This window comes from Salinisphaera aquimarina, from assembly GCF_042643355.1.
In the GTDB taxonomy this organism is placed as follows: domain Bacteria; phylum Pseudomonadota; class Gammaproteobacteria; order Nevskiales; family Salinisphaeraceae; genus Salinisphaera; species Salinisphaera aquimarina.
This window is the reverse complement of sequence record NZ_JBHRSS010000003.1, coordinates 770,197-781,800: the sequence shown is the minus strand read 5'-3', so window position 1 is coordinate 781,800 and position 11,604 is coordinate 770,197. Positions and strand designations below refer to the sequence as shown.

At 64.9% G+C, this 11,604-nt stretch carries 9 protein-coding genes; 7 read left to right on the top strand and 2 right to left on the bottom strand.

What is annotated here, in order from left to right; translation table 11 throughout:
* Positions 1-70 precede the first annotated feature (70 nt).
* The 6 genes from ACFOSU_RS07125 (at position 71) to ACFOSU_RS07100 (ending at position 8,041) form a co-directional block, all read left to right on the top strand.
* Positions 71-1,897, top strand: a complete 1,827-nt coding sequence (locus tag ACFOSU_RS07125; RefSeq protein WP_380687896.1) for a TolC family protein — start codon at positions 71-73, stop codon at positions 1,895-1,897.
* Positions 1,898-2,010: 113 nt separating this feature from the next.
* On the top strand, positions 2,011-2,724 hold the full coding sequence (locus ACFOSU_RS07120; protein ID WP_380687894.1) for a SapC family protein: 714 nt from the start codon (positions 2,011-2,013) through the stop codon (positions 2,722-2,724).
* 7 nt (positions 2,725-2,731) lie between these two features.
* On the top strand, positions 2,732-3,496 hold the full coding sequence (locus ACFOSU_RS07115) for an efflux RND transporter periplasmic adaptor subunit (RefSeq protein WP_380687892.1): 765 nt from the start codon (positions 2,732-2,734) through the stop codon (positions 3,494-3,496).
* A 27-nt stretch (positions 3,497-3,523) separates the two neighbouring features.
* Positions 3,524-4,864 (top strand): efflux RND transporter periplasmic adaptor subunit, encoded by a 1,341-nt coding sequence (locus tag ACFOSU_RS07110; RefSeq protein ID WP_380687890.1) that lies wholly within the window; start codon positions 3,524-3,526, stop codon positions 4,862-4,864.
* A 9-nt stretch (positions 4,865-4,873) separates the two neighbouring features.
* Positions 4,874-7,003 (top strand): HlyD family efflux transporter periplasmic adaptor subunit, encoded by a 2,130-nt coding sequence (locus ACFOSU_RS07105; protein ID WP_380687888.1) that lies wholly within the window; start codon positions 4,874-4,876, stop codon positions 7,001-7,003.
* A gap of 87 nt (positions 7,004-7,090) precedes the next feature.
* On the top strand, positions 7,091-8,041 hold the full coding sequence (locus tag ACFOSU_RS07100; RefSeq protein WP_380687886.1) for a Gfo/Idh/MocA family protein: 951 nt from the start codon (positions 7,091-7,093) through the stop codon (positions 8,039-8,041).
* Positions 8,042-8,105: 64 nt separating this feature from the next.
* On the opposite strand, the gene xth is transcribed toward ACFOSU_RS07100, so the two are convergent.
* Positions 8,106-8,879, bottom strand: a complete 774-nt coding sequence (gene xth / locus ACFOSU_RS07095) for an exodeoxyribonuclease III (protein WP_380687884.1) — start codon at positions 8,877-8,879, stop codon at positions 8,106-8,108.
* Between the two features lie 77 nt (positions 8,880-8,956).
* Between xth and ACFOSU_RS07090 the strand changes: the two genes are divergently transcribed.
* Positions 8,957-9,421, top strand: a complete 465-nt coding sequence (locus tag ACFOSU_RS07090; RefSeq protein ID WP_380687882.1) for a DUF1499 domain-containing protein — start codon at positions 8,957-8,959, stop codon at positions 9,419-9,421.
* A 62-nt stretch (positions 9,422-9,483) separates the two neighbouring features.
* Here the strand turns inward: ACFOSU_RS07090 and ACFOSU_RS07085 are convergent, their stop codons facing one another.
* Positions 9,484-11,562: a M3 family metallopeptidase gene (locus ACFOSU_RS07085; protein ID WP_380687880.1), complete on the bottom strand. Its 2,079-nt coding sequence runs from the start codon at positions 11,560-11,562 to the stop codon at positions 9,484-9,486.
* Between the last annotated feature and the right edge of the window lie 42 nt (positions 11,563-11,604).

Here is an 11,604-nt window from a genome sequence, read left to right as displayed (position 1 = left end):
AGATGGTCCGAAAACATACTGCTCCGGCCCACAGTCGGTGAAAACAGGGATTTCCATGTTGGGGAAACACATGACAGATAAAGCTGCCGGCAAGGCGCGACTGATGGCACCGGCCATCGCCGCCTTTGCAGTGATTACGGTCAGCGGCTGTGCCATCACGCCGGATCCGATCGAGGCGAGCGCCATCGAGGCGCAGGCACAACGCGATATGCAGACACTCGCGGCCGATCAGCCGCCGCTTACGGGCCTGCTGTCGCCCGAGGAAGCGGTTTCCCGGGCATTGCTCTATAACCGCGAGCGTCACGTGCGCACCATGCAGACGGCGTTGCGCAACCATCAGCTCGACGCCGCGAACTTCGACATGCTGCCGTCACTGACGGCGAGCGCGGGTTACACGACCCGCAGCGAATATTCGGCCACCGAGAGCGTGCCGTTCGTGGACGGTTCGCCGCTGAGCAACACCGGACCCTCCTCGTACAGCGTGGCCCAGGAGAAGGAGCGCTATACCTACGGCATCGACTTCACCTGGAGCGTGCTCGATTTCGGCCTGTCATATGTGCGCGCCAAGCAGAAAGCGGATGAGTATCTGATTGCCCGGGAAGAAGAGCGCAAGGCAATTCAGAATCTCGCCGAAGAAGTGCGCGCGGCCTACTGGAAATCGGTTTCGGCCGATCGCCTGTTGACCAAGGTCGGACCGTTGATGACCGAAGTGGACGAATCGCTCGACCGCAGTCGTCAGATCGGTCGCGAACGGCTGTCCGATCCGCTCAACAGTTATTCCTATCAGCGCAGCCTGCTCGACGTGAAGCGCAGCCTGAGCAGCCTGCGGACCGAACTCGTGGGCGCGAAGGAACGGCTGGCGAGCCTCATGGGCCTGCCGCCGACCACCGCGATCAATCTGCCCAGGTATGACAGCGACGCGCTCGAGGAGCCGTCACTCAAGATCGATGTGGATACGATGGAGCGCACCGCGTTGCTGCTGCGTCCGGAAATACTCAGTTCGCATTATCGCGAGCGTATTTCCCGTAACGACGTGCGTGCGGCGCTGCTGCGGATGTTTCCGGACCTGAGTTTCAGTGCCGGCTATCAATACGACGATAACAGCTTCCTGCGCTATAACGACTGGACCAGCGCGGGTGCCGCGGTCAGCTACGACCTGCTCAACATCTTCCAGGCGCGGGCCAATCACAAGGCCGCCAAGACCGCCGTGGAGATTGCCGATGAACAGCGTCTGGCGACCTCGCTCGCGGTGCTCACCCAGGTCCATCTGGCGGCGCTCGACTTCCAGGCCTCCGAGCGCAAGCTCGAAACCGCCAAGGAGTATCTCGACGTTTCCCGCAGCATCTCCGATCTGGTCGTGCGCCAGGCCTCGACCGGCAGCGTCGGCGAGTTGCAGGTGATCAAGGAGCGGCTCAACGCGCTGGTGGCCGAACTGCGTCGTGATCTCGCCTATGCGCAGATCCAGACTTCGTTCGCGCGTGTCTTCAAGACCATGGGTCTGGATCCGTATCCCATCGCGCCGGGCGATACCCCCGAACAACTCGCCAGCTCGCTGGCCAGCCGCCGCGCCGCCTGGGAAGACGGCCAGATTGCCGTGGTCATTCGTCCGATTGCCGACCAAGAACCGGTGCTCACGACGGCGCAGCCGGATGAGCCGGCGACCTTCCAGTTTGCGGACGATACCTTTGCGCTGGCGGGCGATGTGAACTATCAGGCCACGATGGCCGACGGTAGCCCGCTGCCGGCCTGGCTGAGTTTCGACCCGGCCACGCGCACTTTCAGTGCCGACGCCGATGCGCCCGCGCAATCCGTCCAGTTGTTCGTCAAGGCCAGGAACCAGCGTGGTGTCTATGCCCTGGATCGTTTCGTACTCACCACCGCACCGGATCGCACTTGATTTCATTCATGCCGCGACCCGCGATGCAGCGTTCATGCAATTGAGCGCGAGCAAACTGCGTATCAGCGGCTCTGTCCGCGGGCTGTCTCGATCAATCTTGGCAGCATCATTCTGTGTTTAAGCAACTCGAAATACTCAGCGCGGAACAACACGGCCACCTGAAACTCACGGCGGTGGAGGATTTTCGCTTCACCGCCGAACTCAGTCAGGCGCCGATCGTATTCGATGAGATAGTGGAAGCGGCCAAGCACTTCCCCATCGTGTTTCCGACCGGCGCGCAGATACGGCCGGTGGTGTTGCTGGGTCTGAATCGAGGCCGCAACAGCTTTGTGGCCGATGACGGCCGTTGGCGCGCCGGCTACGTACCGGCATACCTGCGCCGTTATCCCTTCGTGTTCGGGCACTCGCCCGGCGGCGGCAGCGAGCGGCTCACGGTCATGCTCGACCGCAAGGCGCCGCATCTGGATGCGGTCGATGGCAGGCCGCTGTTCGATAAGCCCGATCAGGGCAAGGACGGCGAGCGGCCGGTCATGGGCCGGGTGGTTCATGATGCCGTGGCCTTTCTGACCCGTTACCAGGAGGCGGCCGATGCGATCGCGCAGCAGATGGCACCGCTGGTCGAACAGGACGTCCTGGTCGAGCGCGATCTGGAAATGTACATGGGCCGGCGGCGCGCCAACCGGATCACCGGTATGCGCGTGATCGACCGCGAACGCGTGATGGCGCTCGACGATGACATACTCGCGCGATGGTCGCGCGACGGGCTGCTCGAGATAGTGCACGCACACTGGCAGTCGTTGACCAACTTCAAGCGATTGACCGGGTAATCAAGCAATGAAGCATGCATTCCAGGATTGTCGCCGGTGGCGTGGCGCCGGCATCGCCATTCTCGTGGTCGCCACGACTGTGCTGTGTACGAGTGCGCATGCACAGCAGCGCGCCAAGATCGAGGCGATCAAGGGCACCGTGATTTCGAGTGAACTCAGCGGCCGTATTTCGTCCTTGCCTTACCGTGAAGGTGATGCCTTCAAGAAAGGCGCGAAAATCGCGGAGATCGACTGCGCGCTCTATCGCGCGGAGCGCGACCGGGTCAGCGCCAAGCTGCAGAGTGCCCGGCGGACCTATGAAAACCGTCAACGGCTTGCCGAATTGCGCTCTGTCGGCAAGCTGGACGTCGATCTGGCACGGCTGGCGGTCAGCGAATCGAATGCGGAACTGCGTGTTGCCTCGACCAACGTCAGTCGCTGTTCTCTGAACGCGCCTTTTTCCGGGCGGGTCGTGCGCCTTTACGCACGTGAGGGCCAGAGCGTGAAGGCGCAGGAGCAGCTGCTGGAGATCGTGGGCCAGGAACTCGAGGCCCGCATCATCGTGCCGGCCCGCTGGCTGACCTGGCTCGACAAGGGCCGCAAGGTGAGCCTCGTGGTCGAGGAAACCGGCGGTACGGTCACCGGCAGCGTCACCCGTATCGGTGCAGCCGTCGATCCGGTGAGTCATACCATTCCGATCTGGGCCTCGCTGGACGAATCCGGTCCACTGCGCCCCGGCATGACTGCCGCGGCCAGTTTTCCGGACAAGCCGGCGGCCAAGAGCGCCGAGTGATAGCGACGCTGGCCAGGTGGGTTCGGTTTGGCTTCTGAGGGCGCACTCGATACCGCGCGCCTGTCGGCGCTATTCCAGCTCGAGCACCGCGCGCGCGGCGCAGATTCTTTGACCGCGCTGCGCTTCGTTGCGGTCAACGAGGCGCGCAGCGTTGTCGATTATCGCCAGGCGGCTCTGCTCGAGCCGGCTGTCCGCGGCTGGCGTGTCACCGGCATCTCCGATGTGCCCGGCGTCGATCGCCACAGCCTCTATGCCCAGTGGCTGGAGCGGGTGGTCGCGCAGCAGACGCTCGATGACGCCAAGGCGTTCGATGTATCTCATGACACGCTGCCCGAATGGGAGCGTACGGTCTGGCCCGAAGTGGGGCCCGCGATCGGCCGGCTGGTTCCGCTCGCAGCGCCGGGTGGCGCGCCGGCCGGCTGGCTGTGGCTGGCGCGGGAGACGCCGTGGAACGACTCGGACCGATTCCTGCTCGATCACATGGCCGAAGTTATCGGTCACGCCTTCACGGCGCTGGCGCCGCGCCGGCGCAAGGGGCGTCTTCTCGGGCGCTTCAAGCGCGGCTCGCTGGCTCTGCTGGCGCTGGTGCTCGTGGTGGCCGTGCTGGCTGTTCCGGTCCGGCTGTCCGCGCTGGCGCCGGCGGAGATCGTGGCTCGCAACCCCACCATCGTGGCCGCGCCTATGGAGGGCGTGGTGGAACGGGTGCTCGTGCAGCCCAACGCCCGCGTGACGAAGGGCCAGCCGCTGGTACGCCTGCAGGATCTCGAGGTCCGCAATCGCTTTGACGTGGCCAACGAGGGGCTGAAGGTCGCCCAGGCCCGTTATCGCAAGGCGTTGCAGGAATCCTTCGATAACCCCGAGAGCCGGGCGGAGCTGGCCACCCTGGAGGCCGAGGAAGGACTGCGTGAGGTCCAGCGCGAATTCGCCAAGCAGGAACTCGACAAGATCGTACTGCGCGCCGACCACGACGGCCTCGTGATCTTCAACGATCCGAACGACTGGGCCGGCCGCCCGGTGCGTACCGGCGAGCGCATCATGCAGCTGGCCGATCCGGCGTCGCGCGAAGTCCGCGTACAGCTGCCCGTCGACGATGCGATCGTGCTCCAGGCCGGCGCGCCCATCAAGCTGTTCCTCGACTCGCGGCCGCTGAGCCCGATCGACGGCGAGGTCGAGCGCGTGTCCTACAAGCCCGAGGTCACCCCACGCGACCAGATGGTGTATCGGGTGACCGCGCGGCTCAACGAGAATCGGGACTATCTGCGTATCGGCCTGCGTGGCACGGCCAAGGTATCCGGCTCGAAGGTGCCGCTGGGCTATTATCTGTTCCGCCGGCCCATAACCGCGTTGCGCCAGACGCTGGGCATTTAGGGTCTGACCGTGCTCTCGGTTGGCGAACCACGGGAAGAAGCGTTTCTGCTGCCGCCCCTGCGCTCGGACCTGCGGCTCGATCGCGGCGCGCCGGACGAGGACGGCAGCCCGATGTGGACGCTGTTCGACCCGCTGCGGCATCAGTATTTTCATCTGCACCTGCAGGGCCTGCGCCTGATCCGGCATTGGCGCGCGGGGACCTCGGCCGAAGACATGGCCGAAGAGGTCAGTCGCCACGGCGCCGATGTCGATGCCGATGAAGTGATCGGCATGGCGCGGTTCATGGTCGCCAACAGCCTGACCGTGGCCCGCAGCCCAGCCGACACCCAGCGGCTGCAGTCCCAGCATGAACGAACCCGGATTCGCTGGTGGCAATGGCTGCTGCATCGCTATCTGTTCTTCCGGATTCCGCTGGTTCATCCGGATGATTTTCTCGTGCGCACGCTGCCGTGGGCACGGCCGCTGGCCGGTCGAACGGCGCGCTGGATGCTGCTGATCATCGGTTTGGTCGGACTGTGGTTGGTGGCTCGCCAGTGGGAGCATTTCGCCGGCACCTTCCTGCGTTTTCTGAGCTGGGAAGGCGCGCTGTGGTACGGGTTGGCGCTGATGTCGGTCAAGTCGGCCCACGAACTGGGCCATGCCTATGTCGCCAAGCACTACGGTTGTCGCGTGCCGTCGATGGGTGTGGCGTTCCTGGTGATGTTTCCGATGCTCTATACGGATGCCACCGATACCTGGCGGCTGTCCAACGATCGTCACCGGCTGCGGGTATCGCTGGCCGGTGTCCTCACCGAAATGGCGATTGCGGTGCTCGCCACATTCGCCTGGGGGTTGCTGCCCGACGGCGCCCTGCGTCAGGCCTGCTTCTTTCTGGCCACCACCAGCTGGATCACGTCGCTGCTGGTGAATCTGAGCCCGTTCATGCGTTTTGACGGCTATCATGCGCTCAGCGATTTCTGGGGCATACGCAATCTGCAGCCGCGGGCGTTCGCGCTCACCCGTTGGCGCATGCGCGAGGCGCTGTTCGCTTTTGGCGAGCCGCCGCCGGAGTCGTTCCGACCACGTCGGCGGCGCTTGCTGATCGCTTATTCCACGGGCACCTGGATCTACCGATTCTTTCTTTTTCTGGGCATTGCGCTGCTGGTCTATCACTTCGCGTTCAAGGCGCTCGGGATATTCCTGTTCGCGGTGGAAATCGGCTGGTTCATCGTTCGTCCGATCACGCAGGAGATTGCTGCCATGCTGGGTCATAAATGGCGATTCAACCGCAATGTGCTGCGCACCGCGCTGATCGCGATCGTACTGCTGGCGGCGCTGCTGGTGCCCTGGCGGGGTACGATCGGCCTGCCCGCGGTCATCGAGGCATCGGAACACGTATCCATGCACCCGCCCGAGGCGGCGCGCATCACCCATGTCGGCGTCGTCGAGGGGCAGCGGGTCGCGAAGGGCGACATGCTCGTCGAACTGGAAAAACCCGAGTTGTTGCTCGAGTCGAAGAAGGCCGAGGCGACCATCAAGGTGATTCTGGCCCGCCTGGCGCGCCGCGCCGGTTCGGCTGAGGACCTGGCGTCGGAAGGCGTGCTGCGTACCCAACTGGCCGAGTCGCGCACCCGCCTGACCGGCCTCACCCAGCGGCGCGATGCGCTCAGGATCGTCAGCCCGATCGACGGGCTCGTGGTGCAGCGTGCCGATATGCAGGCCGGCCAGTGGGTCGGCACGCAGGAGGAGCTGGCCGACGTGGTGTCGCAGCACGGTGCGAGGGTGTTCGCCTATGTGCGGGAGCAGAATCTGGCGCGTATCGAAAAAGGCGCCCAGGCACGTTTCATACCCAATGACGGGTCGCATCCCAGCGTCGATCTGCGCGTGGTCAGCGTCGAGGATGTCGGCACCGAGCGTCTGCCGTACCCGGTGCTTGCCAGCACCTACGGCGGGCCGCTGCCGGTGATGGCGGCCGCCGACGGCGAGGCGCCGCGCCTCGACGAAGGCGTCTATCGCGTGGTGCTGGAAACCGTCGACGACGCGCCGGCGCCCGCGCTGCGCCTACCGGGCCACGCCAGCGTGCAGGCGCCGCCGGAGAGTATCGCGGGACGTTTCGTTCGCAACGCGGCCAGCGTGCTGATTCGCGAGAGTGGCTTCTAGCCCGAGTGGCGCCGCGCATTCAGGCCGCGGCGTGATCGGGCGCGTACACTAACGGCGTTACAGCAACGTCATGAGAAAGGACTGGTTATGCGAGTGGTGGCGATCGGCGCCGGTGCCTGGGGCAAGAACATCATCCGCAACCTGGATGAACTCGGCGTTCTGGCCGGCGTTGTGGAAGGCAATCCCGAGCGGCTGAACGCCTACGGAGAGCAGTATCCGGGGGCGTCCCTGTTCGCGGACTGGCGCGCCGCACTCGAGTCGGATTGCGACGCCGTTGCCATTGCCACGCCCACGCCGTCGCATTTCGAGGTCGCGATGGCCGCACTCGCCGCCGGCAAGGACGTGTTCGTCGAAAAACCGCTCACCCACAGCTCCGATGAGGCGCGCCAGCTGGTGGATGCCGCCGATCACAGGAATGCGATTCTCATGGTCGGGCATCTGCTGCTCTATCAGCCGGCGATCGCCTGGATCCGCGACTATGTTGCCGCCGGCGAGATCGGCAATCTGTTCTCGATCCGTCACGAGCGCCTCAATCTGGGCCGTGCGCGCAGCGCGGAGAACGTGATCTGGGATATCGGCGTGCACGATATGGCGATCATGCTCTATCTGGTCGGCGAGTCACCCGATCGTGTGCGCGGCACCGGCCATCGCATGCTGGGCCTGGGCGTCGAGGACGAAGTGCATGTGCACCTGGAATTCGCCAACGGCGTGCGCGGCAACATCCATACGTCGTGGCTGTGGCCGGAAACCAACCGCCGCACGATCCTGCGCGGCTCGCGCGGCATGCTCGTCTACGACGAAGTCGCCCAGACCGTTACCCATCACCGCAAGTGGATCGACGACGAACTGCAGAATCACGACGAAGGCAGCGAAGTCGTGCATCGCGGCGACGGGCAGCCACTCAAGCTCGAACTGCAGCATTTTCTGGATCGGATAGCCGATCGGCAGCCGCCGCGCTCGGACGGCGTCAGCGCGCTGGCGGTGGTGGAAACCCTGGAACGCATCAACACGGCGGTGGAGGAATCCAGCCGCTACTGAGTGCCCCCGGGGCATTGGCGGGCCGGCCTTGGCGTGTTTGGGCCGCCGCTATCCGGGGCCGGCGCTACACGTCGAAATCGGCAACCACCGGCACGTGATCGGACGGGCGCTTGCGGCCGCGCTCGCCGACATAGGCCTTGCATTCGCGACAGTGCTCGACCAGCGCCGGCGTGGCCAGCACGTGGTCGATACGCAGCCCGGCGTTGCGCGCCCAGCCGCCGTTGCGATAATCCCACCAGGTGAAGCGGTGTCGGCCTTCGGGTTCGTCGAACAGACGCCAGCAGTCGCTCAGCCCCAGGTCGAGCAACGTCTTCAGGGCAGCGCGTTCGGGCGGTGAGCACAGAATACGGCCTTCCCATTTCTCGGCGTCGTAGGTGTCCTCGGGGCGCGGGGCGATATTGAAATCGCCGGTGAGCACGAGTTTGTCGTGGGCCGCGATCTCCTCCTTGAGCCAGGCGGCGAGCGCTTCGAACCAGGCCAGCTTGTACTCGAACTTCGGCGAATCCAGGTCCTGGCCGTTGGGGCAGTACACGCCGATCACGCGTACGCCGTCGACGCTGGCCGCGATCACCCGCTTGTGGTCGTCCTCGAAGCCGGGCAGGGCATAGACCGCGTCCTGTGCCGTGGTGCGGGTCAGCAGGGCCACGCCGTTGTAGGTCTTCTGACCGGTGAACAGGCTCTGGTAGCCGGCCTCGGCCAAGGCCTCGACGGGGAACTTGTCGTCGGTGAGTTTGGTTTCCTGCAGCGCCAGCGCGTCGACCGGATATTTCTCCAGCCAGGCCAGCACGTGGTCGAGACGCACGTTGAGCGAATTGACATTCCAGGTGGCGATTTGCATGCGGGTATCCTGCGTGGCGGCATCGCGCGGGCCCGGTGTAGAGTACAGCGCACTACTCAAGCACGAGCCGATCTACGATGCTTCGAACGATATTCAAACCGGTGACGGCGGTTATTGTACTGACCGCGGGCGTGGTCGGCTGCGCCAGTTCGCCGCCCGAGCAGTTCACCCGCAGCGACAACGATTTCACCCCCTGCTCGAGCGCACCACACTGCGTGTCATCGCAGGCGGAAAAGGATAGCGGTCATTACGTCGAGCCCTTCGCCTTCGCGGGCACGGCCGATGGCGCGCGTCAGGCGCTCTTGAAAGCGCTCTACAGCCACGACAACGCCACCGTGGAGCAGGCCGACAATCGCTTCATTCACGCGACGTTCCGCTCTACGCTCGGCTTTGTCGACGACGCTACCTTCGTCGTCCAGCCCCACGACCACATCATCGATGTGAAGTCGTCATCGCGTATCGGCTACTACGACTTCGGCGTCAACAGGCGACGGGTGGAAGATCTGCGCAAACGGTTCAAGGCCGAGCTCGCCGGCGCCTGAGACAGGCTGGCCCGGGGCGCCGGCGTCGAAACGCACGGCGTCCGGTGCCGGTCAGGTGACTGTCAGGCGGCCCGGTCGTCGCTCAGGCCGCTATGCCGCAACAGCGCATCGATCGACGGCTCGCGGCCGCGAAAGGCCACGAAGTTGTCGATGGCGTCGCGGGTGGCGCCGCGTTCGAGCACTTCGGTGAGAAAACGCTGGCCGGTGGCGGCATCGAACAGCGAGGTTTCCTCGAAGGCGGAGAACGCATCCGCCGACAGCACTTCGGCCCATTTGTAGCTGTAGTAGCCGGCCGCGTAGCCGCCGGCAAAGACATGCTGGAAGCTGTGCGGAAAACGGTTGCTCTCCGGCGGCTGCATGACCGCCACTTCGTCGCGCACCGCGGCCAGCGTATCGAGCACGCGCGCGCCCTGTTCGGGATCGAAATCGCGGTGCAGGCGAAGGTCGAACAGCGAGAATTCGACCTGACGCAGCATCTGCCAGCCGGCCATGTGGTTGCGTGACGCGGCGAGCTTGTCGAACAGCGCCTGCGGCAGGGTCTCGCCGGTCTGGTAATGGGCCGCGAACAGATCCAGCGATTCGCGTTCCCAGCACCAGTTCTCCATGAACTGGCTGGGCAGCTCGACCGCATCCCATTCGACGCCCGAGATGCCGGCGATGGGCGCATAGTCCACTCGTGTGAGCATGTGGTGCAGGCCGTGGCCGAACTCATGAAACAGCGTGGTGACCTCGTCGTGGGTCAGCAGGGCCGGGTCGTCGCCGATCGGCGGCGAGAAATTGCAGGTTAGAAACGCGACCGGCAGTTGTACACCGTCGGCATGCACGCGCCGGCTCTGGAAGCCGTCCATCCAGGCGCCGCCGCGCTTGCCCTCGCGGGCATAGGGGTCGAGATAGAACACGCCGCGCGCGCCGCCGCCGACGCTGTCGTCGTCGCGAATTTCGTAGACGGTGACGTCTTCGTGCCAGGTGGGCACATTGTCCACCGCCACGATCTTCACGCCGTAGAGGCGCTGCACTACCCGGAACAGGCCGTCGATCACCGCGGGCGCCGGGAAATAGGATCGCAGGTCCTCGTCGGAATAGTCGTAGCGCTGTTGCTTGAGCTTCTCGCTGTAATAGCCGACGTCCCAGGCGGCGATCTCGTCGATGCCGTCGTCTGCAGCCAGTTCGGCGATCTCGGCCAGCTCGGCGCGCGCCTGGGTCTGGGTGCGGCGTGCCAGGTCGAGCAGGAATGCTTCGATCTGGGCCGGGTTCTCGGCCATCTTGGTCGCCAGTGACTTGTCGGCGAAACTGTCGAAACCGAGCAGCTGGGCCGCTTCGTGGCGCAGCGCCAGAATTTCGTCCATCAGCGCGCTGTTGTCGTATTCGCCGGCGCTGGGGCCGACGTCCGAGGCGCGCGTGGAGAAGGCGTGATAGACCTCGGCGCGCAGCTCGCGGTTGTCGGCGTGGGTGAGCACGGCGATGAAGCTGGGCGCATCGAGGGTGATCAGCCAGCCGTCCAGATCCTTGTTGGCGGCATTCTGGGCGAGCAGCGACAGCGCGGAGGGCGGCAGGCCGGCCAGCGTCGTTTCGTCGCTGACGTGCTTCTTCCATGCCTGGGTGGCGTCGAGCAGATTCTGCTGGAACGTGGTCGACAATTCGCTCAGGCGCTGAGCGATTTCGCTGTAGCGGGCCTTGGCATCGTCGTCCAGGGCCACGCCGGAGAGCTTGAAGTCGCGCAGCATGTCGTCGATGACACGCTGCTGCGCCTGATCCAGCGTCTTGAACGCGTCGGCGTTCTTCAGCCGCCGGATCGCCTCGAACAGCGCGGTGTTCTGACCCATCTCCGAAGAGAAGGCGGTGAGCTTGGGCAGACAGGCCTGAAAGGCTTCCCGCCAGGCCGGGGAATCCATCACCGAATGCAGATGCGACACCGGCGAGAACGCGCGTTCGAGACGGTCGCCGGCGGCGTCTATGGGCGCGATGAGCGTGTCCCAGTCGGGGTCCATGCTCTCGGCGATCGCCCGGTCCACGGTACGCCGGGCCTGCGCGATCAGGGTATCGACGGCCGGCTCGGCGTGCGCGGGCTCGATCGCCGTGAAGTCCGGCAGGCGCGTGTCGTCGAGCATGTCGAGAAGAGGATTGGGAGCGGTATCGGTCATGGGGTTTCTCGGAAACGATTCGTTGAAGAGCGCGGCCTGAAC